Source organism: Roseateles sp. GW821-FHT09G09, from assembly GCF_059415965.1.
Genome location: NZ_JBWKOG010000004.1, coordinates 125,981 through 152,584, shown reverse-complemented (window position 1 = coordinate 152,584; position 26,604 = coordinate 125,981). Strand labels below are relative to the sequence as shown.

At 70.2% G+C, this 26,604-nt stretch carries 30 protein-coding genes and 1 tRNA gene; 7 read left to right on the top strand and 24 right to left on the bottom strand.

Annotated features, from left to right (window positions below):
* Positions 1–46: 46 nt before the first annotated feature.
* From AC07O8_RS12135 to AC07O8_RS12095, 9 genes are all read right to left on the bottom strand, one after another.
* Entirely contained in the window at positions 47–709 is a 663-nt protein-coding gene (locus AC07O8_RS12135) for a TetR/AcrR family transcriptional regulator (protein ID WP_297530878.1), read from the bottom strand.
* A gap of 21 nt (positions 710–730) precedes the next feature.
* Positions 731–1,810, bottom strand: a complete 1,080-nt coding sequence (gene paaE / locus AC07O8_RS12130) for a 1,2-phenylacetyl-CoA epoxidase subunit PaaE (protein WP_495048268.1) — start codon at positions 1,808–1,810, stop codon at positions 731–733.
* Between the two features lie 9 nt (positions 1,811–1,819).
* Positions 1,820–2,422, bottom strand: coding sequence for a 1,2-phenylacetyl-CoA epoxidase subunit PaaD (gene paaD, locus AC07O8_RS12125; RefSeq protein ID WP_495048267.1), 603 nt, complete (start codon positions 2,420–2,422; stop codon positions 1,820–1,822).
* Positions 2,419–3,192, bottom strand: coding sequence for a 1,2-phenylacetyl-CoA epoxidase subunit PaaC (gene paaC / locus AC07O8_RS12120; protein WP_495048266.1), 774 nt, complete (start codon positions 3,190–3,192; stop codon positions 2,419–2,421). The genes paaD and paaC overlap by 4 nt, the downstream gene beginning before the upstream one ends.
* Before the next feature lie 10 nt (positions 3,193–3,202).
* The gene (paaB, locus tag AC07O8_RS12115; protein ID WP_088408956.1) at positions 3,203–3,508 is read right to left on the bottom strand and encodes a 1,2-phenylacetyl-CoA epoxidase subunit PaaB; all 306 of its coding nucleotides are present in this window, start codon (positions 3,506–3,508) and stop codon (positions 3,203–3,205) included.
* Positions 3,509–3,581: 73 nt separating this feature from the next.
* The gene (gene paaA / locus AC07O8_RS12110) at positions 3,582–4,583 is read right to left on the bottom strand and encodes a 1,2-phenylacetyl-CoA epoxidase subunit PaaA (protein ID WP_067269204.1); all 1,002 of its coding nucleotides are present in this window, start codon (positions 4,581–4,583) and stop codon (positions 3,582–3,584) included.
* Between the two features lie 11 nt (positions 4,584–4,594).
* Positions 4,595–5,905 carry a phenylacetate--CoA ligase PaaK gene (gene paaK / locus AC07O8_RS12105; protein ID WP_495048265.1) on the bottom strand — a complete coding sequence of 437 codons (1,311 nt, stop codon included), beginning with the start codon at positions 5,903–5,905 and terminating at the stop codon, positions 4,595–4,597.
* Positions 5,906–5,952: 47 nt separating this feature from the next.
* The gene (gene paaI / locus AC07O8_RS12100) at positions 5,953–6,420 is read right to left on the bottom strand and encodes a hydroxyphenylacetyl-CoA thioesterase PaaI (RefSeq protein WP_495048264.1); all 468 of its coding nucleotides are present in this window, start codon (positions 6,418–6,420) and stop codon (positions 5,953–5,955) included.
* The gene (locus tag AC07O8_RS12095; RefSeq protein ID WP_495048263.1) at positions 6,420–7,292 is read right to left on the bottom strand and encodes an enoyl-CoA hydratase-related protein; all 873 of its coding nucleotides are present in this window, start codon (positions 7,290–7,292) and stop codon (positions 6,420–6,422) included. Before AC07O8_RS12095 ends, paaI begins: the two co-directional genes overlap by 1 nt.
* Positions 7,293–7,443: 151 nt before the next feature.
* Between AC07O8_RS12095 and AC07O8_RS12090 the strand changes: the two genes are divergently transcribed.
* Together AC07O8_RS12090 and AC07O8_RS12085 are read left to right on the top strand one after the other, a co-directional pair.
* Complete coding sequence (locus AC07O8_RS12090; protein ID WP_495048262.1) at positions 7,444–8,055, top strand: phenylacetic acid degradation protein PaaY; 612 nt, start codon at positions 7,444–7,446, stop codon at positions 8,053–8,055.
* A gap of 122 nt (positions 8,056–8,177) precedes the next feature.
* The gene (locus AC07O8_RS12085) at positions 8,178–9,047 is read left to right on the top strand and encodes a hypothetical protein (protein ID WP_495048261.1); all 870 of its coding nucleotides are present in this window, start codon (positions 8,178–8,180) and stop codon (positions 9,045–9,047) included.
* Positions 9,048–9,166: 119 nt separating this feature from the next.
* Here AC07O8_RS12085 and AC07O8_RS12080 read toward each other — a convergent pair whose 3' ends face one another.
* The 3 genes from AC07O8_RS12080 to AC07O8_RS12070 all read right to left on the bottom strand — a co-directional run bounded on the left by AC07O8_RS12080 (position 9,167) and on the right by AC07O8_RS12070 (position 10,700).
* Positions 9,167–10,129, bottom strand: a complete 963-nt coding sequence (locus AC07O8_RS12080) for a carbohydrate kinase family protein (RefSeq protein WP_495048260.1) — start codon at positions 10,127–10,129, stop codon at positions 9,167–9,169.
* Between the two features lie 72 nt (positions 10,130–10,201).
* Positions 10,202–10,480, bottom strand: a complete 279-nt coding sequence (locus AC07O8_RS12075) for a helix-turn-helix domain-containing protein (RefSeq protein WP_495048259.1) — start codon at positions 10,478–10,480, stop codon at positions 10,202–10,204.
* Complete coding sequence (locus tag AC07O8_RS12070; RefSeq protein ID WP_495048258.1) at positions 10,473–10,700, bottom strand: hypothetical protein; 228 nt, start codon at positions 10,698–10,700, stop codon at positions 10,473–10,475. The genes AC07O8_RS12075 and AC07O8_RS12070 overlap by 8 nt, the downstream gene beginning before the upstream one ends.
* A 119-nt stretch (positions 10,701–10,819) precedes the next feature.
* On the opposite strand from AC07O8_RS12070, the gene moaA reads away from it, so the two are divergent.
* Genes moaA through AC07O8_RS12055 form a run of 3 tightly spaced genes read left to right on the top strand, consistent with a single transcriptional unit; the run spans position 10,820 to position 13,156 of the window.
* The gene (gene moaA, locus AC07O8_RS12065) at positions 10,820–11,968 is read left to right on the top strand and encodes a GTP 3',8-cyclase MoaA (RefSeq protein ID WP_495048257.1); all 1,149 of its coding nucleotides are present in this window, start codon (positions 10,820–10,822) and stop codon (positions 11,966–11,968) included.
* Positions 11,968–12,585 (top strand): molybdenum cofactor guanylyltransferase MobA, encoded by a 618-nt coding sequence (mobA, locus tag AC07O8_RS12060; protein ID WP_495048256.1) that lies wholly within the window; start codon positions 11,968–11,970, stop codon positions 12,583–12,585. Before moaA ends, mobA begins: the two co-directional genes overlap by 1 nt.
* Positions 12,560–13,156 carry a GNAT family N-acetyltransferase gene (locus tag AC07O8_RS12055; protein ID WP_495048255.1) on the top strand — a complete coding sequence of 199 codons (597 nt, stop codon included), beginning with the start codon at positions 12,560–12,562 and terminating at the stop codon, positions 13,154–13,156. The genes mobA and AC07O8_RS12055 overlap by 26 nt, the downstream gene beginning before the upstream one ends.
* On the opposite strand, the gene AC07O8_RS12050 is transcribed toward AC07O8_RS12055, so the two are convergent.
* Entirely contained in the window at positions 13,153–13,944 is a 792-nt protein-coding gene (locus tag AC07O8_RS12050; RefSeq protein WP_495048254.1) for a YceI family protein, read from the bottom strand. The genes AC07O8_RS12055 and AC07O8_RS12050 overlap by 4 nt on opposite strands.
* Before the next feature lie 165 nt (positions 13,945–14,109).
* Here AC07O8_RS12050 and AC07O8_RS12045 point away from each other — a divergent pair, with 165 nt between their 5' ends.
* Together AC07O8_RS12045 and AC07O8_RS12040 are read left to right on the top strand one after the other, a co-directional pair.
* Positions 14,110–14,640, top strand: a complete 531-nt coding sequence (locus AC07O8_RS12045) for an Mpo1 family 2-hydroxy fatty acid dioxygenase (protein WP_495048253.1) — start codon at positions 14,110–14,112, stop codon at positions 14,638–14,640.
* Positions 14,641–14,794: 154 nt separating this feature from the next.
* Entirely contained in the window at positions 14,795–15,223 is a 429-nt protein-coding gene (locus AC07O8_RS12040) for a CBS domain-containing protein (RefSeq protein WP_495048252.1), read from the top strand.
* 17 nt (positions 15,224–15,240) lie between these two features.
* On the opposite strand, the gene AC07O8_RS12035 is transcribed toward AC07O8_RS12040, so the two are convergent.
* From AC07O8_RS12035 to fdxH, 11 genes are all read right to left on the bottom strand, one after another.
* Complete coding sequence (locus AC07O8_RS12035) at positions 15,241–15,819, bottom strand: nitroreductase family protein (protein WP_495048251.1); 579 nt, start codon at positions 15,817–15,819, stop codon at positions 15,241–15,243.
* Between the two features lie 11 nt (positions 15,820–15,830).
* Positions 15,831–17,471 carry a phosphonate ABC transporter, permease protein PhnE gene (gene phnE, locus AC07O8_RS12030; protein ID WP_495048250.1) on the bottom strand — a complete coding sequence of 547 codons (1,641 nt, stop codon included), beginning with the start codon at positions 17,469–17,471 and terminating at the stop codon, positions 15,831–15,833.
* Complete coding sequence (locus tag AC07O8_RS12025) at positions 17,468–18,283, bottom strand: phosphonate ABC transporter ATP-binding protein (protein ID WP_495048249.1); 816 nt, start codon at positions 18,281–18,283, stop codon at positions 17,468–17,470. Before AC07O8_RS12025 ends, phnE begins: the two co-directional genes overlap by 4 nt.
* A gap of 15 nt (positions 18,284–18,298) precedes the next feature.
* Entirely contained in the window at positions 18,299–19,279 is a 981-nt protein-coding gene (locus AC07O8_RS12020) for a putative selenate ABC transporter substrate-binding protein (RefSeq protein ID WP_495048248.1), read from the bottom strand.
* A 17-nt stretch (positions 19,280–19,296) separates the two neighbouring features.
* A complete protein-coding gene (locus AC07O8_RS12015) occupies positions 19,297–20,196 on the bottom strand; it encodes a putative selenate ABC transporter substrate-binding protein (protein ID WP_495048247.1) in 900 nt (299 codons plus the stop codon).
* Positions 20,197–20,236: 40 nt separating this feature from the next.
* Positions 20,237–20,332, bottom strand: a tRNA-Sec gene (locus AC07O8_RS12010).
* A 16-nt stretch (positions 20,333–20,348) separates the two neighbouring features.
* The gene (gene selB / locus AC07O8_RS12005; RefSeq protein WP_495048246.1) at positions 20,349–22,490 is read right to left on the bottom strand and encodes a selenocysteine-specific translation elongation factor; all 2,142 of its coding nucleotides are present in this window, start codon (positions 22,488–22,490) and stop codon (positions 20,349–20,351) included.
* Entirely contained in the window at positions 22,487–23,950 is a 1,464-nt protein-coding gene (gene selA / locus AC07O8_RS12000) for an L-seryl-tRNA(Sec) selenium transferase (protein ID WP_495048245.1), read from the bottom strand. The genes selB and selA overlap by 4 nt, the downstream gene beginning before the upstream one ends.
* Before the next feature lie 20 nt (positions 23,951–23,970).
* Positions 23,971–24,978: a formate dehydrogenase accessory protein FdhE gene (gene fdhE / locus AC07O8_RS11995; protein ID WP_495048244.1), complete on the bottom strand. Its 1,008-nt coding sequence runs from the start codon at positions 24,976–24,978 to the stop codon at positions 23,971–23,973.
* Positions 24,975–25,595 (bottom strand): formate dehydrogenase subunit gamma, encoded by a 621-nt coding sequence (locus AC07O8_RS11990; protein ID WP_495048243.1) that lies wholly within the window; start codon positions 25,593–25,595, stop codon positions 24,975–24,977. Before AC07O8_RS11990 ends, fdhE begins: the two co-directional genes overlap by 4 nt.
* 17 nt (positions 25,596–25,612) lie before the next feature.
* Complete coding sequence (gene fdxH, locus AC07O8_RS11985; protein WP_495048242.1) at positions 25,613–26,593, bottom strand: formate dehydrogenase subunit beta; 981 nt, start codon at positions 26,591–26,593, stop codon at positions 25,613–25,615.
* Between the last annotated feature and the right edge of the window lie 11 nt (positions 26,594–26,604).

Genomic DNA, 26,604 nt, shown 5'->3' with positions numbered 1-26,604 from the left:
CCGCACAGAGATTGCAGATCGACGGCGATGGTCCTCCGCGAAGCCTTCATGAGACTTGCGGCGCCGCCGGGTCGAGTTCGTTGCGCTCGTGGCGCGCCGAAGGATCGGTGAGTTCGGTCCGCACCGCGCCGAGCCCGCCGAAGAACAGGTCCGCCACCATGGGCGCGACCGCCTCGTAGGTCAGCGCGCCGTCGGGCCGCAGCCAGGTGAAGGTCCAGTTGATCATGCCGAACAGCAGCATGGTCAGCGGCTTGTGCAGATGCGCGCCGCGCAGCTCCGGCCGCACGGCGGCCACCGCATCGGCGAAGCGGCCCACGACCTGGCGCTCGACCGCGACCATGCGCTCGCGATGTTCGTCGTCGAGGAACTTCAGGTCCTCGGTCAGCACGCGGTGCTCGTTCTGCGCTTCGCCGTAGGCCTGCACGAAGCGGTGGATCAGGCCGCGCAGGTGCTCCGGCGGCGGCAGCTGCTGCGCGCTGACCTCGTCGACCAGGTCGACCAGGTGCTGCAGGTGGTTCTGGCAGATCTGCGCGAGCAGCTCGTGCTTGTCGCGGACGTAGTGGTACAGCGTGGGCTTGCTGACCTCGCAGGCCTCGGCGACCTGGTTCATCGAGGTTGCGGGGTAGCCCTGGTTGGCGAAAAGCCGGGCGGCCTGCGCGAGGATCTCCTCGCGGGTGGCATCGAATCCGGGAGCTCGACCTCGGGCCATGGGTATTGTTTTCCTTGTGGATCAGCGATCGTCGAACGAGATCACGACGCGCGGGGTCAGGGCATGCGCCTGGCAACTCAGGATGAATCCGGCCGCCACTTCGTGCTTCTCGAGGGCGAAATTCTTATCCATCCGGACCTCGCCTTCGATCAACTTGCAACGGCAGGTGGAACACACGCCGGATTTGCAGGAGAACGGGACGTCCATGCCGGCCCGTGCCGCGGCGTCGAGCAGGCTGGGATCGCTCTTGCGGAACTCGATCTCACGCGAGACGCCATCGCGGATCACGACGACCTTGGCGGCCTCCGCGTCCTCCTCGTGGACCTCGTGCGGCGCCGGACGACCGGTCTGCATCTCCGGCGTGCCGAAGCGCTCGATGTGGATGCGTTCCTCGGGAACACCGGCCGCGCGCAGTGCGGCTTCCGCCTGCTCGTTCATCTCGAACGGACCGCAGACGAAGACCTGGTCGATGCCGGCCGCCGGGACGGGGCCGCCGAGGAAATCACTCAGCTTGGCCTGGTCCAGCCGACCGGCCATCAGCGGCGAATCGACATGCTCGCGCGAGAACACGTGATGCAGCGTCAGCCGCGTCATGTAGCGGTTCTTCAGGTCCTCGAGCTCTTCCTTGAACATCGTCGTCGCCGGACGGCGGTTGCCGTAGATCAGCGTGAAGCGGCTCAGCGGCTCGCGGGCCAGCACGCTCTTCATGATCGACAGGATGGGCGTGATGCCCGATCCGGCGGCGATGCCGACGAAGTGCCGCCCCGCCGCGGGCTCCAGCGGCACATGGAAGCGGCCCTGCGGCGGGAAGACCTGGATCTCGTCGCCGGCCTTCAGATGCCGGTGCACCCAGGTGGAGAAGGCGCCGCCGTCGACCTGGCGCACGCCGACGCGCAGCTCGCCGTCGTCGACGCCGGCGCAGATGGAATAGGACCGGCGCATGTCCTGGCCATCGACGTCGCCGCGCAGCGTGAGGTACTGGCCTTGCGTGAAGCGGAAGGTCTCGCGCAGCGCCTCGGGCACGTCGAAGCACAGCACGACGGCGTCGTCGGTGTCCTGGTGCTTGGCGCGCAGGCGCAGCGGGTGGAAGTGCAGGCTCATGGCGATGGCTCAGATCGGCTTGAAATGTTCGAAAGGCTCGCGGCAGGCGACGCAGCGATACAGCGACTTGCAAGCGGTCGACCCGAAGGCCGACAGCTGCTCGGTGTGCGTGCTGCCGCAGCGCGGGCAGGCGATGGCCTCGCGGCGGCGGACGATGCGGATGGGCACGCCCTGCCCCGCGTCCACCGGTCCCGGGGGCGCGATGCCGTAGCGGCGCAGCTTCTCGCGGCCCTCGTCGGTGATCCAGTCTGTGGTCCAGGCCGGCGCGCGGCGCATCGTCACGGTGACGGTGCCGAAGCGCGACAGCGCCTCACGGACGCTCTGCTCGATCGCCTCGGTCGCCGGGCAACCGGAATACGTTGGCGTCAGCACGACCTCGACACCGTCGGCGGTCTCGACCAGGTCGCGCACGATGCCGAGCTCCACCAGCGACACCGCCGGCACCTCGGGATCGAGCACCTGCGACAGCACCTCCCACGCGGCGGACAGGCGGCCGCAGCCCAGGTCGGTCGCGCCGACATCGGACGGCGACGGACGCGGTCCGACCGGCGTCAAGGACGACACCCAATCCAGGTGAGACGGTGTCGGCGCATTCATCATGGTTCCGCTCACCAGACTCCGCCGGGATAGCTGCGCTGCAGCGATTGCATCGTCGCCAGCAGGTGGCCCATGTGCTCGCTGTGGACGCCGCGCACGCCGGTGTAGACATGCGGCGTGTCCTTCGGCCGCGCGAGCTGCGCCTCGGCGAGGACCTCGTCCATCGCCGCGTCCCAGTCGGGCTTCAGCGACGACCAGGCCGGACCCAGGCCGCTGGCCTCGGCCGCGGCGTCGATCTCGTCCGACGCGAACAGCTCGTTGACGTAGGGCCACAGCTGCGCGAGCGCGGCCTTCATCCGCTGCGCCGACTCCTCGGTGCCGTCGCCCAGTCGCACGACCCACTCGGCCGCGTGCTGCTGGTGATAGCGGACTTCCTTCACCGCCTTGGCGGCGATGGCGGCGACCTCCGCGTCGCTCGACGCCTGCAGCCGCGTCCACAACGGCATCAGCCAGCAGGCCGCGATCAGGTTGCGGGCCTGCGTGAAGGCGAAGTCGCCGCGCGGCAGCTCCATCATCACGGGGTTCAGGTAGTGGCGCTCCTCGCGCAGGTAGGCGAGCTGGTCTTCATCGAGCGGCTGCTCGTTGAGCTGGCCGGCGCGCGTCAGCAGCGCGCGGGACTGGCCCAGCAGGTCCAGCGCGATGTTGCCCAGCGCGAGTTCCTCTTCCAGGATGGGCGCATGGCCGATCCATTCGGAGATGCGGTGCGACAGCACCAGGCACGCGTCGCCGACGCGCAGCAGGTACTGGACCTCCGCGCGCTGGCCGGGTTGGACGGAAGCGGTCATCGTCCGGTCCTCACATGTGGTCCAGGGACTCGGGCAGGTCATAGAAAGTCGGGTGTCGGTACACCTTGTCCTCCATCGGGTCGAAGTACATCGACTTCTCGCCCGGGTCCGACGCGACGATCGCCGACGACGGCACGACCCAGATGCTCACGCCTTCCTGGCGGCGGGTGTAGACGTCGCGGGCCATCTGCAAGGCCATCTTCGAATCGGGCGCGTGCAGGCTGCCGCAATGCTTGTGGTCCAGGCCCGCCTTGTTGCGGACGAAGACTTCCCACAGGGGCCATTCGTTGGCGCCGGTCGTCTGGTTGATGCTCATGATTCGGTTGCTCTGAACTGTTCGTGGCGGAAGCGGCGTGATCGCTGGTGCGCGAATGCGCGGCAGCGATCGATCAGGCCGCCTTGGCTTCGGTGGCGCGCTTCTTCGCGTGGGCGAGCGCGGCGTCGCGGACCCAGGCGCCGTCGTCCCAGGCCTTGACGCGGGTGCCCAGGCGCTCGGTGTTGCACGGGCCGTTGCCGCCGACGACGCGCCAGAACTCGGCCCAGTCGATGGCGCCGAAATCGTGGTGGTCGCGCTCGGCGTTCCACTTCAGGTCGGGATCGGGCAGCGTGATGCCGAGCAGCTCGGCCTGCGGCACGGTCGCGTCGACGAACTTCTGGCGCAGCTCGTCGTTGGTCAGGCGCTTGATGCCCCAGCGCATCGACTGCTCGGAGTTCGGCGAATCCTTGTCCGCCGGCCCGAACATCATCAGCGACGGCCACCACCAGCGGTTCACCGCGTCCTGCACCATCGCCTTCTGCGCGTCCGTGCCCTCGCGCATCATGACCAGCAGGCTCTCGTAGCCCTGGCGCTGATGGAAGGACTCCTCGCGGCAGATGCGGATCATCGCGCGGGCGTACGGGCCGTAGGAGCAGCGGCACAGCGGCACCTGGTTCATGATCGCCGCGCCGTCCACCAGCCAGCCGACCACGCCGATGTCGGCCCAGGTCAGCGTCGGGTAGTTGAAGATGGAGCTGTACTTCGCCTTGCCCGTGTGCAGCGCGTCCAGCATCTGGTCGCGGCTGGTGCCCAGGGTCTCGGCGGCGGAATACAGGTAGAGCCCGTGACCGCCCTCGTCCTGCACCTTGGCCAGCAGGATCGCCTTGCGCTTGAGCGTCGGCGCGCGCGTGATCCAGTTGCCTTCCGGCAGCATGCCGACGATCTCCGAATGCGCATGCTGGCTGATCTGCCGCACCAGCGTCTTGCGGTAGTGCTCCGGCATCCAGTCCTTGGCCTCGATGAAGTCGCCCGCGTCGATCCGGGCTTCGAAGGCCTCGTTGCGCTGCTGCTCTTCAGCGGTCTGCAGCTTGGTCGCCTGGTCCTGCGGACCGACGCTCATGGCTTGCGTGTACATGGATGGACTCCTTACGAGTTCTTCGGACGTTGGTCCACGACGCGGCGGGCCTTGCCCACCAGCGTTCTTTCGATCGAATCCGGCGCGCCAACCGTCACACGGGTCGACACGCCGATCAGCGTCTTGATGCGGTGCTGCAGCGACTTCGACATCGCCTGCGCGTCGCCGCCGCCCGCGGCGGACAGCTCGCAGCGCACCTCGACCTCGTCGAGGTGGCCGTCGCGGCTGACGACGATCTGGTACTGGCCCGACAGGCCGGGTTCGGCGAGCACCAGTTCCTCGATCTGCGTCGGGAACAGGTTGACGCCGCGGATGATCAGCATGTCGTCGCTGCGGCCGACGATCTTGCCCATGCGCCGCATGCTGCGCGCGGTCGGCGGCAGCAGGCGCGTCAGGTCGCGCGTGCGGTAGCGGACCACCGGCAGCGCCTCCTTGCTCAGCGAGGTGAACACCAGTTCCCCCTCGGAGCCTTCCGGCAGCACCTCGCCGGTCTCGGGATCGATGATCTCGGGATAGAAGTGGTCCTCCCAGATCACCGGACCGTCCTTGGTCTCGATGCACTCGCTGGCAACGCCCGGCCCCATCACCTCGGACAGGCCGTAGATGTCGACCGCGTCGATGCCGGCCTTGAGCTCGATCTCGCGGCGCATCGCCTCGGTCCAGGGCTCGGCGCCGAAGACGCCGGTCTTCAGCGAGGACGCGCGCGGGTCCAGGCCCTGACGCACGAACTCCTCGACGATCACCTGCATGTAGCTCGGCGTCACCATGATGACGTCGGGCTTGAAGTCCTGGATCAGCTGGACCTGCTTCTCGGTCTGTCCGCCCGACATCGGGATGACGGTGCAGCCCAGGCGCTCGGCGCCGTAATGCGCGCCCAGCCCGCCGGTGAACAGGCCGTAGCCGTAGGCGATGTGGACGATGTCGCCCTTGCGGGTGCCGGCGGCGCGCAGCGATCTCGCGACCAGGTCGGCCCAGGTGTCGATGTCGCGCTGCGTGTAGCCGACGACGGTCGGCTTGCCCGTCGTGCCGGACGACGCGTGCACCCGCACCACCTGCTCGCGCGGCACCGCGAAGAGGCCGAACGGATAGTTGTCGCGCAGGTCCTTCTTCGTCGTGAACGGGAACAGGCGCAGGTCGGACAGATCTTTCAGGTCGTCCGGATGGACGCCCTTCGCGTCGAACGCGGCCTTGTAGTGCGGCACGTTCTCGTAGGCATGCTTGAGCGACCACTTCAGGCGCTGCAGCTGCAGCGCGCGCAGCTCGTCCTGGCTGGCGCGCTCGATGGGCTCGAGGTGCTCGGGCTGGAAGGTCTTCACCGTCATGGGGTCTGTCTCCTGACCGCTCTGCTCATTGCGGGGCACCGGCGCGCTCAGCGCGCGGCGGCCAGTTCCGGCACCACGGGCTTGCCCTTGATGCGGTAGGACCGGCCCCGGAAGACCGCGATCAATTCGTCGCGTTGATTGGTGATGCGGATGTCGTAGACGCCGGTGCGGCCGGCCAGCGAGGTCTCGACGGCTTGCGCGCTCAGGACGTCGCCCAGCCGGGACGGCGCGACGATGTCGATCGCGAAGCCCGAAGCCACCGTCACCTCGTTGTGCGAGTTGCAGGCGAAGGCGAAACAGGAATCGGCCAGCGTCGTCACAAAGCCGCCGTGGCAGATGTCGAAGCCGTTGAGCATGTCCTCGCGCACCGTCATCGACAGCGTCGCGGTGCCGGGGCCGATGGCGTCGATGCGCATGCCCAGGCCCTTCGAGGCGCGGTCATTGGCGAACATGGTGTCGCGGACCGCTTCGGCCACGCGCTGCGCATCGACACGGGGATCCAGGGTCTCGCTCATCAGCGGTCCTTGAAGGTCGGCTGACGCTTGGTCAGGAAGGCGGCGGCGCCCTCGAGGTAGTCGTGCGCGTAGCCGAGCTGGCTCTGCAGCCGGGCTTCGAGCTTGAGGGCGTCCTCGAACTCCAGGTCCATCGCGCCGTCGAGCGCCTCGCGCGTCTGCACCAGCGCCTTGGTCGGCATCCGGGCGAGCTTCTGCGCGGTGGCCATCGCCTCGCTCTGCAGCTCGGCATCGGCGACGCAGCGCGCGATCAGGCCCCAGGACTGCGCGTCGGCGGCGGGCAGCTTGTCGCCGAGCAGCGCCAGCTGCATCGCGCGGGCGCGGCCCACCAGGCGCGTCAGCAGCCAGGTGCCGCCGCAGTCGGGCACCAGCCCGATCTTCGAGAACGCCTGGATGAACGAGGCCGACTGTCCCGCCAGCACGAGGTCGCAGCCGAGCGCGAAGTTCGCGCCCGCGCCCGCGGCCACGCCGTTGACGGCGCACACGGTCGGCACCGGCATGCTGCGCAGGCGCAGCGCGAGCGGGATGTAGTAGTGGTCGAGCAGGTTGCCGATGTCCTTGGCCTTGGGCCTCTTGTGGACGTCGGCAGCGGTCGCCGGATCCGCGTGCTCATCGAACTCCGGCTTGATGTGGGGATCCGACAGGTCCTGGCCCGCGCAGAACGCGCGGCCCGCGCCCGTGATGAGCACCGCCCGCACGGTCTCGTCCAGCGCCGCGTCGTCGAGCGCGACTCTCAACTGGCCCAGCAGGCCGGTCGTGAACGCGTTCAGCGCCTGCGGCCGGTTCAGCGTGAGGACACGGACGGCGCCCTCGGTGCTGATCAGCAGCGGACTGTCTTCGGCAGCGGTGGATGGGGTCGTGGTGGCGGTGCTCATTCGGCTTGTCTCCTCGGCCGGCTATGGATTCAGCTTTTTCAGCTTTTGTTGATCGGCTTCTATTTACCGACCGGTCGGTAGATACTACGAGCCATCGCATCGCAAGACAAGGTCGGAAACCTGGGGTTACCACCTAGAAGGAGCGCATTCCATGCCCTGCTACGCCATCGACGGCCTCTCGCCCGTCGTCCATCCGAGCGCCTACGTCCACCCGACGGCGGTGCTGATCGGGGACGTGATCGTCGGCCCTGACTGTTATGTGGGGCCTTGCGCCTCCTTGCGGGGGGACTTCGGACGCATCCGGCTGATGGCCGGCGCCAACGTGCAGGACACCTGCGTGGTCCATGGCTTCCCGGACTCGGACACGGTCGTCGAGACCAACGGCCACATCGGCCATGGCGCGGTGCTGCACGGCTGCGTGGTGCGGCACGACGCGCTGGTCGGCATGAACGCGGTGGTGATGGACGAGGCGGAGGTCGGCGCGTTCAGCATCGTCGCCGCCTGCGCGTTCGTGCGGGCGGGGCTGAAGCTGCCGGAGAAGTCGCTCATCGCGGGTCTGCCCGCGAAGGTGACGCGCCCGCTGACCGAGGACGAGATCCGCTGGAAGCGCGTCGGCACCGAGACCTATCAAGACCTGGCACGGCGCTGTCATGCGAGCCTGGTCGAGGTCGCGCCATTGGCCGAGGAAGAGGCGGACCGCCCTCGCCTGCAGGTCGGCGGGCCGAAGACGTTGGTGGCGACGAAGCGCGACACCGGCGAGTAGCAGCTTGACAGGGATCACTGCTGACTTGGAGTCAGTCGGTCGCCCGGATCCGTCGATGATCGTCATGGTCGAGAGGCGGACGAACCACGAGCATGGAACCCTCTCAATTGCGGAGTTCGCTCGTGAATCTGTCCACTGGCCGCCAACGCCACGCGCCCGGCCTCCTCGCCTCGCAAGCCGGGCGATCCGATGCCGGACAAGGCCCGCCGACGCCCACGTCCATCGATCGGGCCAGGAGCGCGCTGGCGGCCACGGTCAGCCGCGCGAGGTTCGTCGCCCGGCTCGACCGGGGCCAGGCGGTCTACATCTCCTCGACCCTGGAAGACGTCGCCTTCGGGATGCTGGATGACCGGCCCACCGAGCCGATGGCGTTGCCGATGGACAGTGAGTTCGCCGCCGAGCAGGTCGTGCCGGTGCGTGCAGCGCCGCGACCGGTCGCGCCCGCCGTCCCGCAGGAAGCCGCGCCGCAGCCCCGGCGCGATCCGCTGTGGGGCAGCAGCCGGCCGGAAGGGAACGCGCTCGGCCTTGCGTTGCGCAAGCTGATCCAGGTCCACGGCAAGCCGATGGCGCTGAGGACCGTGTGGAACCCGGCGGCACGATCGGAGGCGGTTGTTGCGGTGCTGGAACTCCACGCGGCCCTCGTCCCGCTGATCGCCAGGATGCGTCTGGACTTCCGGACGGCCCATGACCAGCGCGGAGACTCCGCGGACGAGCGCGACTTCGTGGCGCTCACCGTGGCGGCTTACCTCAAGCCCTGCCTGGCGCCCCTGCCCCTCAATGAACTGAAGCGCCTGCGATCGCGGTTGGAATCGAAGCGCGGCCCCTGGGCCAAGGCCCAGTCCATGATGCACCGCGGGCAGGTCGACGCCGCGCTGAAGGCAGCCCGCTCGGGACGGGAGGGCGAAATCGCCGTCCATCGACAGTTGCAGCGCCGGGCCGCACTGGACGCCATCGCGCGAGCTTTCCGGCAGGCGCTGCGCGACGAGCCCTGAGCCGACGCCGTGAACGCATTGCAAGCATTGCAAGCATTGCTCGCATTGCACTCAGTACGGGATCGTCGCTCGCACACAGGCGACCTCGTTGTTCAGCCCGCTGGGCCGCTGGGCCATTTTCAGGCCATCTCGGCGCGCCTGACCTGCACCTGGTCGATGAGCGAGGTGACCAGCCCGGCCGAGAGCCCGTCCACGCCCGCGCCGGCACAGGCCGCCGCGCCGGCGGCCACGGCCCAGCGCAGGTGTTCCTCAGGATCCTGCGTGCCGCCGTTCATGAGGCTGTAGAGCAGCCCGGCCATGGCGGCGTCGCCGGCGCCGATGGTGTCGACGACATGGTCCAGCGGCGGCGGCGCCGCGCTCAGGTCCGCCTTCGGATGGAAGAGCTGCGCGCCGCGCTCGCCCAGCGTCAGCATCACGATCGCGCGCGGGTTCCAGGCCGAGATCTGCGCCAGGCCCAGGTGGTGGTCGCGGCTGCGGAACAGGCCGCGCAGGTCCTCGTCCGAGACCTTGATGACGTCCGCCAGCCGGCACATGCGTTCCAGCGTGCGGTCGTAGCGCGAGTCCATGGACATGCGGTAGTTGGGGTCGTAGCTGATGCGCACGCCCTCGTCCTTGAGGGACTCGGCCAGCGCGATCAAGCGGGCCGCGAGCGGTTCGCGGGTCAGGCTGATCGAGCCGAAGTGCGCCCAGCGCAGCGCGCGGCGCCAGCCGGCGGGCAAGGCGTGGGGGCGGAAGTGCAGGTCGGCGCTGTCGTCGCCGACGAAGGCGTACTCCGGCGGATCGAGCTGATGGACGTAGGCCACCAGCGGCGACTTGGCGAACTGCTGGATGAAGCGCAGGTCCAGGCTGGCGTCGGCGCTGGCCTGCCAGATCGCCTGGCCGAACGCGTCCTTGCTGATGCCGCCGGCGAACGCACTGAGCTGGCCCAGGCGCGACATCGCGATCGCGACGTTCCAGGGCGAGCCGCCGCTGCGGCTGCGCCACTGGCCGTGGTCGACGCGGATCATGTCGGTGAGGGCTTCGCCGAAGGCGACGAAGCTGGCCAGGTCCGCATGGACCACGGTCGTGGGGGTCAGGCTCATGCCGCGATTCGACCGCTGCCGGCCTCGTCACGCAAGTGACAGGTCCTACAGGGTGACGAGGGCGAATACCGTTCAGCGAAGCTCCAGCAAGACCTCGGGGTGAGCCATGGCGACACGCAGCAACGTCCGGGCCGCACCGGTCGGTTCCCGCCGTCCTTGCTCCCATTCCTGCAACGTCCGCTTCGACACCCCCAGCAGACCGGCGAAATCCGTCTGGGACAAGCCCGTGCAGGCGCGAGCCTCCGCAGCCCCAGGAATCTCGACGCGGGTGACCCGGGCCGCCTGCCCGGACCTCATCTGCCGGATCGACGCCAGCAAGTCCTGCTGGAACTTCTCCTTGTCCTTAGGCATCTTCGACTCCTTGCTTGAGCTCTTCCAGAAATGCGGCGGGGAGACTGTCGTAAGCAGCCTTCGAATACACGATCAACAGCCAGATCACCTCGTCCTCGACATTGAAATAGATCACTCGGACTCCGCCGCGCTTGCCGCGCCCCGCCTTCGTCCAACGAATCTTGCGACAACCGCCGCTGCCCGGAATGACGTCGCGGCCTCCGGGTTCAGTGCGATCCAACTGATGAAGTCCACGCGTTCCGCCTCGGTCCACACGTCTTTCGCGTACTTCTGGAACATCGTCGCCATTCGAAGGGCTTGCGCGGGCGCGGGCGGGCCGGCGGCGGCACAATCCGGTCCATGACCGATGGTGTGATTCCGCTGCTCGATCTGCGCCAGATCGGGCGGACGCCTCCCGTGCCGCATCCGCTGCCGCCGCCCCGCAGCGGCCCGTGGCTGGATGCGCGCGGCCGGCCGCTGCGCGACCTGCGGATCTCCGTCACCGACCGCTGCAACTTCCGCTGCAGCTATTGCATGCCCAAGGACGTGTTCGACAAGGACTACGCCTTCCTCCCCCACCGCGACCTGCTCTCCTTCGAGGAGATCGCCCGTCTGGCTCGCGTCTTCGCCCAGCTCGGCGTCCAGAAACTGCGCCTGACCGGCGGCGAGCCGCTGCTGCGCCGTCACCTCGAGGCGCTCATCGCCCAGCTGGCCGCGTTGCGCACGCCCGAGGGCCTGCCGCTCGATCTCACGCTCACCACCAACGGCTCGCTGCTCGCCCGCAAGGCGCAGGCGCTCAAGGACGCCGGACTCCAGCGCGTCACGGTCAGCCTGGACGCGCTCGACGACGCCATCTTCCGCCGCATGAACGACGTGGACTTCCCCGTCGCCGACGTGCTGCACGGCATCGAGACCGCGCAGGCCGTCGGCCTGGCGCCGATCAAGGTCAACATGGTCGTCAAGCGCGGCACCAACGACGACCAGATCGTCCCGATGGCGCGCCACTTCCGCGGCACCGGCGTCGTGCTGCGCTTCATCGAGTACATGGACGTCGGCATGAGCAACGGCTGGCGCATGGACGAAGTCCTGCCGTCCGCCGACGTCCTCGCCCGGCTGCGCCAAGACGTCGAACTGGGCGCCGACCTGGTCCCGCTCGCGCCCTCGGCCGACGGCGAGACCGCCACGCGCTGGGGCTACGCCGACGGCAGCGGCGAGATCGGCCTGATCTCCAGCGTCACCCAGGCCTTCTGCGGCGACTGCAACCGCGCGCGGCTCTCGACCGAGGGGCGCCTCTACACCTGCCTCTTCGCCGGCGACGGCCACGACCTGCGCGCCCTGCTGCGCGGCGACGCCGCCCACGAGGCCCGCAGCGACGACGAGATCGCCGCCGCGCTCGGCGCGCTCTGGACACGGCGCAACGACCGCTACTCCGAGCTCCGCGCCAGCCTGCCGGCGGCCACGGATTCCGGCCCGGCGCGCCGCGTCGAGATGCACTACATCGGCGGCTGATGCGCGCCACCGCGCTGGTCCTCTGCGGCGGGCGCGCCACGCGCATGGGCGGCGTCGACAAGCCGCTGCAGCCCTTCCTCGGCCGCCCCCTCGTCGATCACGTGCTCGAACGCATCGCGCCGCAGACCGGCGGCCGCGTGTGCATCAGCGCCAACCGCCATCTGGATGATTACCGCCGACTCGGCCATCCGGTCCTCGAGGACACGCTGCCGGACTTCCCAGGGCCGCTCGCCGGCATCCTGGCCGGGCTGGACGCGATGGCCGCCGCCCATGACGGCGACGACTGGCTGCTCGTGGTCAGCGGCGACAGCCCCTGGCTGCCCCTGGACCTCCTCGCCCGACTGGCCGCCGGCCTGGGTCCGGGCCAGACCGCGGCCATGGCACTCGGGCGCGAGGCGCCGGGCGACCCCTTGCGCAGCCAGCCGCTCGCGAGCCTGATCCACGCGGGTCACCGGGACTCGCTGGCCGACGCGCTGCGCGCGGGCGAACGGCGCGTCGAAGGCTGGCTGGCCGGCCTGCCGCTGGCGCGCGTCGCCTTCGATCGACCTGGCGACGACCACGCCTTCGCCAACATCAACGACAGGAGCGAGCTTGAGCGACTCGAACGACTCCGTTAACCCGAACGGCGGCACGAACGCCAGCACGAACGTCGACGCGACCGTCGATGCCATCACGCTGCGCCTGCTGACCGAAGGCGACCTGGCCGCCTACAAGGCCTTGCGCGACGCGATGCTGGCGCGGCACGAACAGGCCTTCACCTCCGACGCGGAGACCGAGCGGGCCCGCGAGGCGGCGAGCTACCGCGTGCGGCTGCATCCGCAGGCGGGCGGCAAGTCGCTGTTCACGCTGGGTGCGTGGCAAGGTGACCGTCTGGTGGGTGCGTTGACCTGCGAGCACGAGAACCGCAGGAAGGTGCAGCACATCGCGCACCTGATCGGGATGATGGTCGATGACGATTTCCGCGGCCGCGGCATCGGCAAGCGTCTGCTGCAGCAGGCGCTGGCCCTGCTGCGCCGCGAGCCGCGCCTCGAGGCCGTGACGCTCAGCGTGACCGCTGGCAATCAATCGGCCATCGCGGTCTACCGCCAGGCCGGTTTCACGCGTTACGGTCACCTCCCCCGTGCCATCCGTCTGTCCGACGGCCGTTACTACGCCAAGGACCTGATGAGCCTGGACCTGCGGGCTTAGGGACAGCCCGCAGCCGGCCCCGCCGCCACATCGACGTCGACCGTCAGCTCATCCTGGATGGCGAGCAGCCCGCCGAACACGGAGAACGGCGTGATGCCGAACTCGCTCTGACGCAGGATGAGCGCGCCTTGGGCTCTCAAAGCCGCATCTCCGGCAGGCCGGACGACCCGCACCGGCACGTCGATCTCGCGGACCTGCCCGTGCCACTGCACCGCGAGCTTGATCGCCAGGACCGGGAACGCGCCCGCCACCGCCGTGCTGCGCATCGAGATCGTCGGGAAGCGTTCGCCATCGATGGCGCGGAGCATGTTGGTCCGGGTGCCGGCGACGTCGGAGGCCGTGGGGACGCTGGAGAACTCCGCGCCGAGTCCGGCGCGCCAGTCGGGCTTGTCGATGCCGACGTCGTCGAGCCGGAAGGCCAGTTCGACGCCGGCACCGGCGATGCCGTCGGCGGGCAGGAAGACCTGGCCCTCGAGCCGCTCGACGCCGAGCACGTGGTTGTGGCCGACCTTGGCGAGCCGCCCCGCGCGGAACACGTGGATGCGGACCTGCGAGCCCGCGGCATCGACGCGGTAGAGCCGTCCTTCGCCCCGCTGCTGCGCCGCGAGCCAGGCCGGACAGGGCGACGGCGCCGGCCTACCCGGCGTACCCGGCGTCGCGGTCGCGTCCGACGCAGCGCCCGCGGACGGTACCGCGGCGATTGGTGCACTGCCGCATCCGGCGAGCGACAACGCCGCGGCCAGGATCGCAACGCCCGCCGCGCCCGTCCCGCCCGCCCCACCTGCCAAGCCCCATCGCCGCCGGGTCCGCAGAACCCGAGGCACCTCGCTTGCCCGCGTCAACACTTGCATAGGGGTAAACCAAGAGTGGTCAGACCTGCATTCTGAACGGCACAAACAAGCTGGTCGCACTAGCATTGCGACATCACGACGACACCCCGCACGGAGACTGCCATGGCCCGCCAAGCGACCGACCTGATGGCGCAGTACGCCGCCTACCACCGCGACCGCCGCAACATCGCCACGCATTTCGTCGGCATCCCGCTGATCGTCTTCGCGATCGGCGTGCTGCTCGCACGGGCGCAGTTCCACATTGCCGACTGGACCGTGTCCGCCGCCTGGGTGGTCTGGAGCGCCGCGACGATCTGGTATCTGACACGCGGCAACGTGGTCCTGGGCCTCGCCACCGCCGTGGTCAACGCGGTGCTGATGGCGTTGGCGCACCCGCTGGCGGCGGGCTCCTTTGGCGGCTGGCTCGCCTGGGGCCTGGGCAGCTTCATCGTGGGCTGGATCATCCAGTTCGTCGGTCACTATTACGAGGGCCGCAAACCCGCCTTCGTCGACGACCTGATCGGCTTGCTGGTGGGGCCGATGTTCGTCGTCGGCGAGGCCCTCTTCGCGATGGGCTGGGGCCGCGACCTGCTCGCCGAGATCGAGCGCCGCGCCGGTCCCACCCACCTGCGCGACCTGACCCACCCCGCCTGAGCGGGAGGGTGCCCGATCCCCGGGACAGGCGGCGATCGGGACCTCGCTCCTTGGGGGGTCGGGTCTTGCAGGGGCTTGCGGCGCGCCGCCAAGGCGCTTATCTTGGGCGCTCGATGTCCCTCAGCAATTCGCCAGGATTTCGCCAGGAGGCCCCATGAAACCGGTGTCCGATCTGTTGAAGAACCGCGGCCCGAGCGTCTGGCGCATCACGCCGGAAGCGACGGTGTTCGATGCACTGCATCTGCTCGCGCAACATGACGTCGGCGCGCTGCTGGTGATGGAGGGTGAGCGGCTGCTCGGCATCTTCTCGGAGCGCGACTACACCCGCAAGATCGCGCTGCAGGGACGCGACTCGCGCAACACGCAGGTCAAGGAAGTGATGACGGCCAACGTGTTCGTCGTGAAGCCCGACACCGAGTGCCGCGAGTGCATGAGCCTGATGAGCCAGCGCAAGATCCGCCACCTGCCGGTCGTCGAGGGATCGACCGTCGTGGGCATGCTGTCGATCAGGGACCTGATGGACAACATCATCGCGGACGACGAGCTGACGATCGCGCAATTGCAGAGCTACATCTACGGCTGAGGGCTGACGGCTGAGGGCTAGCCACCCCAGAACTGCAGCGCGCGGTCGGCGCCTTCCTTGGCGCCGCGTTGCTTGGGCGGCTTGTCCGACGGCGCCGGCGTGCCCATCGCGATCCAGCCGAGCAGCGTCTCGCCCGGCTCGCAGAACGCGGCGATCAGCCCCGGGTCGCGCGCCTTCGCCCCACTCAGCATTTTTCCGCCGAAGCCGAGTGCCTGCGCGGCGTTCAGGAAGTTCGTCAGCGCCCCGCCCACGCAGGCCCACTGCTCGTGCGCCGGCACCTGCGGATGCCCCATGTCCAGCCGGGCGACGACAGCCACCGTCACCGGCGGCCGCAGCGCGCGTTCCTCGTCCATTGCCAAGCCGGCCGCGTCCTTGCCGGCGCGGCGCGCGGCCTCGGCGAACAGCGTCGCCATCAACCGCTTCGCCTCGCCGCGCACGACCTTGAAACGGAAAGGCACCAGCCCCGCGTGGTCCGGCGCGTGCAGCGCGGCGTCGACCATCAGGCGCAGGTGCGCCTCCTCGGGGCCGGGCTCGATCAGGTACTTCGGCCCGACCGAAGCGCGCGCCAGCAGCAGCTTCAGGGCGTCGTCGTTCATGGCGGCATTCTTCATCGATTCAACTTCCGGCGCGCCGCGTAGGAACAGGCGTCGACCAGCATCACCAACGCCAGCATCGCCAGCAGCACGGTGCAAGTTTCGCGCATCTGGAACAGGCTGAGATGCAGGCTCAACATCTGGCCGAGCCCGCCGGCCCCGACGACGCCCAGCACCGTCGCGGCGCGGATGTTGTTTTCCCACCGGTACAGCGTGTAGCTGAGCAACTGCGGCGCCGCCTGCGGCAGCGTCGCGAACGCGAACACCTGCCAGCGTGACGCGCCCGCCCAGCGCAGGGCCTGGGCGGTCTGCGGCGGCGCGTTCTCGAGCGCCTCCGCCATCAGGCGGCCGAGCACGCCGGTCGTGTGCAACGCCAGGGCCAGCGTGCCGGGCATCGGCCCCAGGCCGGCCGAGACCAGCAGGATCGCCGCCCAGACCAGCTCCGGCACGCTGCGCAGCGCGTTGAGCAGCAGCCGCGAGAGCCAGCGCAGCGGCCCCGGCGGCCGGCTGGCCACCAGCGCGATCGCCAGCCCGGCCACCGCCGCCAGGCCGCTGCCGAGCGCCGACATTGCCAAGGTCTCCATCGCCCCCTGCCCGACGCGCGCGAGAAACGCCGGCGCCCATTGCGGCGGGAAGAACTCCGCGATGAAGCGCCCCATCTGCGCGAGCGCGCCCGCACCGAGCAGTTCGCCCCAGCGCAGCGGCAGCGTCGCGAAGCTCGCCACCAGCAGCGTGAGCAGACCGGCGAGCAGGGTGCGCACGCCCCACCGCGCGGCCGGGCGACCGGCAGGTCGCGACGCCTCCGCCCCCTGCCCGGCCTCGCGCGCGGGGCGCAGCCAGGCGCTGATCCGGTCCGCCATCGCCACGAGCGCGATGAACACCAGCAGGATGGTCGCGACCTCCGAGCCCGCGAACATCTTGGTCGCGTTGTCCAGTTGCTGCCCCAGCCCGCCGGCGCCCACGAAACCCAGCACGACCGAGGACCGGATCGCGCATTCCCAGCGGTACACCGTGTAGCTCACCAGCTCGTCGGCGCAGCCGGGCAGCGCGCCGAATAGCAGCGCCTGCAGGCGCCCGGCGCCGCCGCGCAGCAGGGCCTGCGTGGGCGCGGCGTCGGCGCTCTCGAGGATCTCGGCGTAGACCTTGCCGAGCATGCCGCCATAGGACAGCGCGATCGCCAGCACGCCCGCGCCGGGCCCCAGGCCGATGACGCGCACCAGCATCAGCGCCCAGACCAGTTCCGGCACCGAGCGCAGCACGACCAGCACCAGGCGCACGGCGCCGCGCCAGGCCGCTGGCAGGGTCCCCATGCGGCCGGCCACCGCGGACACCGACAGCCGCGCCGTCGCCAGCAGCGCCATCGGCACGGCGATCACCCACGCCAGCGCCAGGCCCACCGTCGCCATCGCGACGGTGCGCCAGGTGTCGGTGGCCAGCATCGCGAGGAACTCGCCATCCACGCGCGGCGTCAGGAACTGCGCGCCGAATCGCAGCGTCGCGCGCAGGCTGCGCGGGTCGAGCAGTTCCCACGGCCGGAACTCGCACCAGACCAGCAGCGGCCACAGCAGCACGAGCAGCCCGATGGCCAGGCCGAGACGTCGCGTGGCGGCGGGATCGCGGCGCCACGGCGCGGCGGCGGCGGCGGCGGCGCTCATCGACACATGGCCTGAGGCAGCGACGTCGGCCGCGCCGCGTCCTCGGCCACGGGCGGCGGCTCATTCAGCAGGTCCGCGTAGATCTCGTCCAGCTGCCGTGCGCCCAGGTCCCGAGGCGGACCGTCATAGACGAGACGGCCCTCGCGCAGCGCGATCACGCGCGGAAACAGCCGGCAGGCCAGATCGACCTGGTGCAGGCTGCACACGAGCGTCCGGTCCTGCGCGCGGGCGCTGTCCCGCAGCACCTCCAGGACGCGCTGCGCACGCTGCGGATCCAGCGCCGACAGCGGCTCGTCGGCAAGCCACAGCCGCGCCTTCGACACCAGCAGCCGCGCGACCGCGACGCGCTGGCGCTCGCCGCCGGACAGCTGATCGACGCGCGACCAGAGCCGGTCGCCGAGTTCCAGCCGGTCCAGCGCGTCGAACGCCAGGCGCGCCTGCGCCTCGGTCGGGCTGAGCAGCATGCGCAGGCTGTCGGCCATGGCCGCGCCGGGCAGCCGCCCGGCCAGCACCGCCGTCACCACGCGCTGGCGCGGGGGCAAGGGCGGATGCTGCGGCGCCAGCATCAACTCGCGCCGCAGCCAATGGCGGTCGCGCGACGACAAGGCCCAGGCGTCCTGGCCCGCCAGACGCAGGCTCCCCGCGACCGGCGCCAGTGCCAGCGCCAGCGCGTGCAGCAACGAGGTCTTGCCGGCGCCCGAGGCGCCGATCAGCGCGACCTGCTCGCCGGTGTCGATGTGCAACGACAGCGGCTCGATCAGCGTGCGCGCGCCGGCGCGAAGCTGCAGACCGTCCAGTTCCAGCAGACGCATCGCGATCGCCTCAGTTCATTTCAGCAGTCCGGCGTTCTCGGCGGCGGCCTTGATGCCGTTGTAGTTGTCGATCCGCGTCGGCACGTATTTCGTCGCCCGCTGAAGATCGAGGATCTCCCGGCCTTCCGGCGTGGCGGCACTGAGCTTCAGGAAGGCGGCCTTGATCGCTTCCCGGGTCGCGACCGGCATGTCGGCATGGACGCTCCAGTTGGCGTCGTAATACGGCGGCGTGGTGAAGAACACCTTCACGGCCGAGGTGTCGACCTTCTTCTCCGCGACCAGGCGCTCCCAGAGGTACAGATTCACCGCGCCCGCGTCGACCTTGCCGGAAGCCACGGCGGCCACGGTGCCGTCGTGGGCGCTGGAGAAGACGACCTGCTTCAAGCTGGTGTTGGGATCGATCTTCGCGGCCAGCAGGGCGGCGCGCGGCATCAGATGTCCTGAAGTCGACGTGGCCGGACCGAAGCTGAAGGTCCGGCCCTTCAGGTCCTCGAGCCGCCGGATGCCGGAGCCGACCGGCGTGATGAACACGGAGCGGTAGTGGCTGTCGCCCTCGCGCTGGATCAGCGGGATGATCTTGCCGCCGGACATCTGGTTGGCCCGCACCAGGGCGAAGCCGCCCAGCACGGCCAGGTCCACCTGGCGATGGACGAGGCTGTCCACCACCCGGTCGTAGTCGGTGCCCGGCACCCACTCGACCTTCATCTCGAGCTCCTTCTCCAGGTACCTGCCCAGCGGCACGAAGCGGCGGGCCACCTCGGCGGGCGACTCGCCCGGGATGGCGCTGACACGCAACAGCCCGGGCGTCTGGGCCCGAGCCTCGCCGACCAGGCCGGCGATGAGCGCGACGGCGATGAACACGACAGCGACGGACGCAACCGCGAAGGACGCAAAGGACGAGACGGAGGCGACGGAGGCGACGGAGGCGACGGACGCGGCGGCGAAGCGCGCGAGGGCCGGCCAGGCGCGGCGGGTCGGTCGATGCGGGCCGGACATGCGGGGCACCCGTCAGCTCACTTCAGCAGACCCGCGTTCTCCGCCGCGGCCTTGATGCCGGCGTAGTTCTCCGGCTGGGTCGGCACGAAGCGCGTCGCGCGCTGCAGGTCGAGGATCTCCTTGCCTTCCGGCGTCGACGGGGTGAGCTTCAGGAACGCGGCCTTGAGTTTCTCCTTCGTCGCGGCCGGCATGTCGGCATGGACGCTCCAGTTGTAGTCGTAATACGGCGGCGTCGTGAAGAACACCTTGACGGTCGAGGTGTCGACCTTCTTCTCGGCGACCAGCTTCTCCCAGACGGAGATGTTGAGCGCGCCCGCGTCGACCTTGCCCGACGCGACGGCGGCGACGGTGGCGTCATGCGCGCCGGAGAAGGAGATGCGCTTGAGGTCGGTGTCGGGATTGATCTTCGCGGCCAGCAGGAAGGAGCGCGGCATCAGGTGGCCCGAGGTCGACGACGCGGAGCCGAAACTGAGCGTCTTGCCCTTCAGGTCCTCGAGCTTGCCGATGCCCGACTTCGCGTCGGTGATGAAGACGGAGCGGAACTTCTCGTCCTCCTCGCGCTGGACCAGCGGCACGATCTTGCCGCCGGAGCGCACGTTGGCCTGCACGAAGGTGAAGCCGCCGAACCAGGCCAGGTCGATCTTCTTGTTGACGACCGCCTCGACGGCGGCGGCGTAGTCCGTGACGGGGGTCCATTCGACCTTCACGCCGAGTTCCTTCTCCAGGTACCTGCCCAGCGGCGCGAACTTGCGGGCGAGCTCGGTCGGCGATTCATCGGGGATGGCCGTCACGCGCAGCACCGGCAGCGGCTGCGCCGTCGCGGGCCCGGCGACGGTCATGGCGACGGTGGCGCCGATCAGCGACGCGGTGACGATTCCCTGCAGCGCACGGCTGACTTGTCGGAAGAGGCTGGGCATCAAAGGCTCCGGTGAAGGGCAGGAAGAAGCTTCAGGACAGTGGCGGAGAGACATGGGAGTCGAACCCACCCGGCGATGCGTGGCATCGCCCACCGGATTTGAAGTCCGGCCGATCCACCAGGATCGTTGTCTCTCCAGTGATCGTTGCGCGTTCATGAGACTTCGACGGCGTCGACACGGGTCGCGCCGCCGCCCTCATGATCGTCGATGAACAGCCGGCAGTCGGTCCGCAGCCGGTGCGCGTCGCCGACGCGCCGCAGCACGCCGACCTTGTCGAAGAATTCGAGCACCTGGATCGCGCGCTTGCGGCCCAGGCCGCTGCGGTCGCGGAACACCGCGGCCTTCACGTCGCCGCCGACGGCGGAGGCCCGTGCGATGCGCGCCAGTTCCTGGACGGCCGCCGGCGCGTAGTACAGGTCCTTGACGACCTGGAACAGCTCGCCCCGCTGGGACAGGCGCGCCAGCGTCGTGCGCACCAGGGCCTCGGGCTCATGCGCGTCCTTGGCCAGGTCGCGCGCCCAGGCGCCCTCGAAACCCGCCGACAGCAGGCGCGGCATCACCTTCTGCGCCAGGCGCTCGTCGAGCGCCGACAGCTGGACGCCGTGCGCCGGCAGGTGGGCCGACGCGCCGCTGATCGCCACCTGCCCGGCCGACGCCATCCGCCGCACCAGCGCCTGCCACAGCGACTCGGCCATCCGCGGCGCGGCCAGCCGGCGCCAGCGCGCAAGGTCGGGGCCGAGCTCCTCGGGCTGTTCCTCGTGATGACGCACCAGCCGCGCCAGCGCGACGGCTTCCCACTGGGCCGTCTGCGCCGCGCCCAGCGCCCAGACCGGTCCGTCGGCGCCCAGCACGACCGTCGATGCGCCGGCCGCCGCGAGCAGCGTCACGCGGGCGTCGCCGGCCACGCCCTGGCCCGCGGCGAAGCGCGCGAGATCGACGCCCATCGGCGCCTGCGCCAGCAGGCCCGCGAGCCGCCGCGCGGGCGAGTCCGCGCTCAGCGCGGCGAGTTCCGCGAGCCGCTGCGGCGTGCGGCGATAACGCGCGGGCGCCTGAGGGTCGAGCACGACGCCGCCCGCCAGCGCGCGCGTCGCGGACGCGTCGCGCAGCACGACGCGATCGCCGGCCCACGCGCCGATCGGTCGATGAAGAACGAGCTGCACCACCCCGTCACCGCCGGGCGGCAAGGCCTCCAAGCCCACGAACGTCCGCAATTCACCGCTCACCGCGCCGCGTGTCACTCCCTCTCCCGCTTGCGGGAGAGGGCGGGGGTGAGGGCCAGCAGCCTCCGCGGTACCAGAGCCTCCGAGCACCGCCACCGAGCCAGTGACAGTTTCCGCGCCCACATGGACGTGCACCGGCAAACCGCTGCGCAGCGCCTTCATCTCTTCGGGCCACACCCGCAAGCGCACGTCGATGCGATCCGTCCACTGCGCGATCTCCGGCGCGGCCAGCCATTGACCGCGTTCGACCTCGTCCTTCTCCAGACCGGCCAGGCCGATGGCGACGCGCTGGCCGGCCGAGGCGCGCGCGGCCGGCGCGTTCTGCGCATGCAGGCTGCGCACGCGGCCGCGCCGCGGCGACTGGCCGGGGACGGGCGGCAACAGCAGCAGCTCGTCGCCGATCGCCACCGTGCCCGCATGCGCGGTGCCGGTGCAGACGGTGCCGATACCGGCGAGGCTGAACACGCGGTCCACCGCCAGCCGGAAGCCGCGTCCGGCGACCTCGCGCGACGGCAGCGCCTTCGCTTCGGCGATCAGGTGCCCGCGCAGTTCGCGCACGCCCTCGCCCGCCGTCGCGGCGACCTCGAACACCGGCGCGTCCGCGAACGGCGTGCCGGCCACCAGCGCGCGGATTTCCTCGCGCCGCTGGGCGCGCGTGGCCACGTCGACGCGATCGCACTTGGTGAGCGCGATCGTCCCGCGCGGGATGCCGAGCAGCGTCAGCAGCGCCAGGTGCTCGCGGGTCTGCGGCATCACGCCGTCGTCGGCGGCGACCAGCAGCAGCGCATGGTCGATGCTGGTCGCGCCGGACAGCATCGTGTGCACGAGGCGCTCGTGCCCCGGAACGTCGACAAAGCCGATTCGACGGCCCTCGCCCACGCCCTCGCCCCTGCCTTCGCTCGACATGCGGGCATCGGCGTTGGCATCGGCGCCCGCGTCCATGAACGCGTACCCCAGCGCGATGCTGATGCCGCGCCGCTTCTCCTCGGGCAGTCGGTCCGTGTCGACGCCGGTCAGCGCCTTCACCAGCGTCGTCTTGCCGTGGTCGATGTGGCCGGCGGTTCCGACGATCATGCGAGCGACTCCTTCAGCCGCGCCAGCTGCTCGATGAAGTCGGGTTCCTCCCGGGCCTCGTCGAGGCAGCGCAGGTCCATCCAGAGCTCGTCGGCCTGCACGCGGGCGATGACCGGCAGCGGCAACGCGCGCAGCGCCGTGAGCAGCTCGTCGAGCGCGCGACCGATGCCGCGCTTGCCCGGCAGCCTCGGCGTCAGCACGAGGCCCGCCGACGGCAGCGTCTCCACCGGCAACGAGCCCGAGCCGATCTGCCCGCGCATCGCGCTCACCCGCGCGCCGAAGCGCGGCGCGACGGCGTCTTCCACGCGCGCCAGCAGCCGCTCCGCCTGCGCCTCGATCTGTCCGACCGGGCGCGTCAGCAGCCGCAGGGTCGGCAGGTCCTGCGTCAGACGGTCCGGCTGCTGGTACAGGCGCAGCGTCGCCTCCAGCGCGGCCATCGGCAGCTTGGACAGCCGCAACGCGCGCTTCATCGGGAACTTGCGGATCTTCTGCACCAGGTCGCGGCGGCCGACGATCAGCCCCGCCTGCGGCCCGCCGAGCAGCTTGTCGCCGCTGAAGGTCACGACGTCGCAGCCGTCGGCCAGCATGGCCTGCGGCAGCGGCTCGGCCGGCAGCCCCCACTGCGCCAGATCGACCAGCGAGCCGCTGCCGAGGTCCGTCATCAGCGGCACGCCCGCGGCCTTCGCGATCGGCGCGAGCTCGGCCTCGCTCACCGACGAGGTGAAGCCCTGGATCGCGTAGTTGCTGGTGTGGACCTTCAGCAGCAGCGCGGTGTCGGGGCCGATGGCCGACGCATAGTCCCCCGCGTGCGTGCGGTTGGTCGTGCCGACCTCCACCAGGCGAGCCCCCGCCGCCGCCATCACGTCGGGCATGCGGAACGCGCCGCCGATCTCGACCAGCTCGCCGCGCGACACGACAGCTTCCTTGCCGCCCGCCAGCGCGGCGATGCCCAGCAGCACCGCGGCGGCGTTGTTGTTGACGACCGTCGCCGCCTCCGCGCCGGTGATGTCGCACAACAGCGATTCGATCAGGCTGTCCCGGTCGCCGCGCTCCCCGCGCGCGAGGTCGAACTCGAGGTTGTTGGGCGAACTCATGCAGGCCAGCACGTGGCGCAGCGCCTCGTCGGCGAGCAGCGCGCGACCCAGGTTGGTGTGCAGCACCGTGCCGGTGAGGTTGATCACGCGGCGCATGCGCGGCGCGAGGCGTTGGACGCACAAGCGCTCGAGCTCGGCCGGCAGGCGGTGGAGTTCATCCACCGTCAAGGTGCCGGCCAGCGCGCGCTCGCGCGAGGATTCGAGCAGCCGGCGCGCCTCGGCGGCGACGAAGGCGTGGCCGTGCCGCGCCATCAGGTGCGTCACCGCCGCGTCGCGCAGCAGGCGATCGACGGAGGGAAGGTCCTTGGGGGCCGCGACCGGATCCTTGCTGCTGACCGGGGAGCCTGCCGTCGGACCATGAACCATGGATGCCTCGGGCTTCATGCTCAGTGCCCTCCGGGATCCGGTGGCGACGCCTCGGCCTCGCCGAGGATCAGCAGCGGATTGAAGCCCTGCCGCACCAGCCCCAGTTCACCGACCAGCAGGTCCAGCGTCAGTGTCGCCAGATCGTCGGCCAGCGGCTCGACCTGCAGGTCCTTCTCCATGTGGACCTGCTTGAGGTAATGACCGCAGGTCTCGCAGCATTCGGCCGCGACCGCGTCGGACTTCTTGCCCTCGTCGTCGACGAGGCTCTGGAAGCTGATGCCCTTCGTGCCCTGGCAGTGGGTGCACTTGATGCGCACGTAGTGCCACTGCGCGCCGCACAGCGAGCAGGCGAGGAAGCGCTGCCCGGATTGCTCCGCCGCGATGCGCGTGATCGAGGCCACCGGCCGCGAGCCGCAGCACGGGCAGACCGTGGGGTCGTCGATCATGCCGAAGGGCGCGACATGCTCGCCCTGGTCGCTGTCGTCGTAGCGCGCCTGCAGCCGCACGACGAGGCGCGCCCAGTACACCTGCAGGGCCGCGGCGATCAGCGGCGCCGCCGCCGGGTCCAGGCCGGGCCCGCCGCCGGCGAGCAGCGCGCCCGCCTGCTGCTCCAGCCAGTCCGCGTCGGCGTCGGCCAGTTGCGCCACCAGGGCCTTCGCCGGCTCCGGGACGGCCGCGGTCCGCATCGTGGCCAGCAGCGCGCGCAACTCCTCGCGCCACGCCGGATCCCGCCGGAAGGTCGCGACGTCCAGCGGCGGCAGGCCGCCCACCATCGCCGCGTTGATCAGCACCTCGTCCGGCAGCGTCATCGCGTCCGGCCGCCTGAAGCGCTCATGCTGCGCCTGCGCCAGCACGGCCACGAAGCGCAGATAGTCCTGCATCGCATGCCCCTCGGCCAACTGCCGCAGGCGCGCGGCGCGCTCGGCGAAGAGGCCGGGTTCCGGCACCTTCACCGGCGCGGCGCGGGCGCCCGCGTTGACCGCGATCTCTTCCGGGGTCATGACCCGGATGGGGGTGGACGATGTCATGCGCGTGGCCGCTCCTTCGCTTCCTTGTGCCACAGCGGATGATGGTGCGCGGCCCAGGTGTCGGTGACCGTACCACGGGTCATCGCGCGGAACGAGCCCTTGACCCAGATGGCCGCGTAAACGTGGATGATGATCGTCAGGATCAGGATCGCCGCCGACGCCGAATGCAGCACCACCGCGACGCGCCGCATCAGGATGTTGCCCTCGGGGAACCAAGCGTGCCAGAACATGAAGCCGGTGACGAGCAGGACGGTCAGCGTCACCACCATCACCCAGAAGACGATCTTCTGGCCGGCGTTGTACTTGGCCGCGGGCTGGACGCCTTCCTTGCCGGCGCCGGTGATCATGGCGGGGCTCTGCCGCATCCATTGCGAGTCGGCATCGATCCAGAGGTTGTCCCGCCACATCCGCGCCGCGAGGAAGGCGAAGGCGATCACCATGCCCAGCCCCAGATAGGGATGCAGCACGCGCGTCCACGGCCCGCCGCCGAAGAGGTTGCTGAGGAAGAACAGGCTCGGGTGGAAGAAGGCCAGGCCCGAGAGCCCGGCGCACAGGAACAGCAGCACGATGAGCCAGTGGTTGAGCCGCTGGCTGTCGCGATAGCGTTGCAGCAACATGAGGGACTCCCGGTGGGTCAGAGGCCGCCGCTGGGCGGGGTGTAGGTCGAGCGCCGCGGCTCGGCGCCGGGCGCCCCGTCGGGGCCTTCGCCGAGCTTTGCCCGCTCGTAGGCGAGTTCCTCCTCGGGATCGGGCTCGTCGTGCGCCGTCTTCTGCGGACCGACCTTCATGTAGTGGAAGAAGCCGGCCACCGCCGCGCCGACCATCGCGGCCACCGCCAGCGGCTTGGCCGCGCCCTTCCACAGCGACACCAGCGGACTGATCTGCGGATCCTTGGGCAACCCGTGATAGAGCCCGGGTTGGTCCGCATGCTGCAGCACGTACATCACGTGCGTGCCGCCGACGCCCTGCGGGTCGTAGACGCCGGCGTTGGTGTAGCCGCGCTCCTTCAGGTCGACGATGCGCTCCGCGGCGAACTCATGCATGTCCTCCTTCGAGCCGAAACGGATCGCGCCGGTCGGGCAGGCCTTCACGCAGGCCGGTTCCAGGCCGACACCGACGCGGTCCGAGCACAGGCTGCACTTGTAGGCCTTGTTGTCGGCCTTGCTGATGCGCGGCACGTCGAAGGGACAGCCGGTGACGCAGTTGCCGCAGCCGACGCAGTGTTCCGAGATGAAGTCGACGATGCCGTTCTGGTACTTCACGATCGCGCCGGGCGCGGGACAGGCCTTCAGGCAGCCGGGGTCGTCGCAGTGCATGCAGCCGTCCTTGCGGATCAGCCACTCCAGCTTGTTCTCGACGACCTCGACCTCCGAGAAGCGCATCACCGTCCACGACTGCGGGGTCAGGTCGCGCGGGTTGTCATAGGTGCCGTGGTTCTCGCCGACGTCGTCGCGCAGGTCGTTCCACTGCATGCAGGCGACCTGGCAGGCCTTGCAGCCGATGCACGAGGAGACGTCGATCAGCTTGGCGACCTCCGTCGTCGTGCGTCGCGCATCGGGACTGGGCAGCGTCGTCGCGGAGCGCTTGGCGATGTCGAGGGATTGCAATGAAGACATGGCTGGCGCTC

Bases quoted from the DNA above. Each gene is read 5' to 3' on its own strand.
- AC07O8_RS12135 (WP_297530878.1), bottom strand. From the start codon at position 709: ATGGCCCGAGGTCGAGCTCCCGGATTCGATGCCACCCGCGAGGAGATC.
- paaE (WP_495048268.1), bottom strand. From the start codon at position 1,810: ATGAGCCTGCACTTCCACCCGCTGCGCCTGCGCGCCAAGCACCAGGAC.
- paaC (WP_495048266.1), bottom strand. From the start codon at position 3,192: ATGACCGCTTCCGTCCAACCCGGCCAGCGCGCGGAGGTCCAGTACCTG.
- paaB (WP_088408956.1), bottom strand. From the start codon at position 3,508: ATGAGCATCAACCAGACGACCGGCGCCAACGAATGGCCCCTGTGGGAA.
- paaA (WP_067269204.1), bottom strand. From the start codon at position 4,583: ATGTACACGCAAGCCATGAGCGTCGGTCCGCAGGACCAGGCGACCAAG.
- paaK (WP_495048265.1), bottom strand. From the start codon at position 5,905: ATGACGGTGAAGACCTTCCAGCCCGAGCACCTCGAGCCCATCGAGCGC.
- paaI (WP_495048264.1), bottom strand. From the start codon at position 6,420: ATGAGCGAGACCCTGGATCCCCGTGTCGATGCGCAGCGCGTGGCCGAA.
- AC07O8_RS12095 (WP_495048263.1), bottom strand. From the start codon at position 7,292: ATGAGCACCGCCACCACGACCCCATCCACCGCTGCCGAAGACAGTCCG.
- AC07O8_RS12090 (WP_495048262.1), top strand. From the start codon at position 7,444: ATGCCCTGCTACGCCATCGACGGCCTCTCGCCCGTCGTCCATCCGAGC.
- AC07O8_RS12080 (WP_495048260.1), bottom strand. From the start codon at position 10,129: ATGAGCCTGACCCCCACGACCGTGGTCCATGCGGACCTGGCCAGCTTC.
- AC07O8_RS12075 (WP_495048259.1), bottom strand. From the start codon at position 10,480: ATGCCTAAGGACAAGGAGAAGTTCCAGCAGGACTTGCTGGCGTCGATC.
- moaA (WP_495048257.1), top strand. From the start codon at position 10,820: ATGACCGATGGTGTGATTCCGCTGCTCGATCTGCGCCAGATCGGGCGG.
- mobA (WP_495048256.1), top strand. From the start codon at position 11,968: ATGCGCGCCACCGCGCTGGTCCTCTGCGGCGGGCGCGCCACGCGCATG.
- AC07O8_RS12045 (WP_495048253.1), top strand. From the start codon at position 14,110: ATGGCCCGCCAAGCGACCGACCTGATGGCGCAGTACGCCGCCTACCAC.
- AC07O8_RS12040 (WP_495048252.1), top strand. From the start codon at position 14,795: ATGAAACCGGTGTCCGATCTGTTGAAGAACCGCGGCCCGAGCGTCTGG.
- AC07O8_RS12035 (WP_495048251.1), bottom strand. From the start codon at position 15,819: ATGAACGACGACGCCCTGAAGCTGCTGCTGGCGCGCGCTTCGGTCGGG.
- phnE (WP_495048250.1), bottom strand. From the start codon at position 17,471: ATGAGCGCCGCCGCCGCCGCCGCCGCGCCGTGGCGCCGCGATCCCGCC.
- AC07O8_RS12025 (WP_495048249.1), bottom strand. From the start codon at position 18,283: ATGCGTCTGCTGGAACTGGACGGTCTGCAGCTTCGCGCCGGCGCGCGC.
- AC07O8_RS12020 (WP_495048248.1), bottom strand. From the start codon at position 19,279: ATGTCCGGCCCGCATCGACCGACCCGCCGCGCCTGGCCGGCCCTCGCG.
- AC07O8_RS12015 (WP_495048247.1), bottom strand. From the start codon at position 20,196: ATGCCCAGCCTCTTCCGACAAGTCAGCCGTGCGCTGCAGGGAATCGTC.
- selB (WP_495048246.1), bottom strand. From the start codon at position 22,490: ATGATCGTCGGAACCGCCGGCCACATCGACCACGGCAAGACGACGCTG.
- selA (WP_495048245.1), bottom strand. From the start codon at position 23,950: ATGGTTCATGGTCCGACGGCAGGCTCCCCGGTCAGCAGCAAGGATCCG.
- fdhE (WP_495048244.1), bottom strand. From the start codon at position 24,978: ATGACATCGTCCACCCCCATCCGGGTCATGACCCCGGAAGAGATCGCG.
- AC07O8_RS11990 (WP_495048243.1), bottom strand. From the start codon at position 25,595: ATGTTGCTGCAACGCTATCGCGACAGCCAGCGGCTCAACCACTGGCTC.
- fdxH (WP_495048242.1), bottom strand. From the start codon at position 26,593: ATGTCTTCATTGCAATCCCTCGACATCGCCAAGCGCTCCGCGACGACG.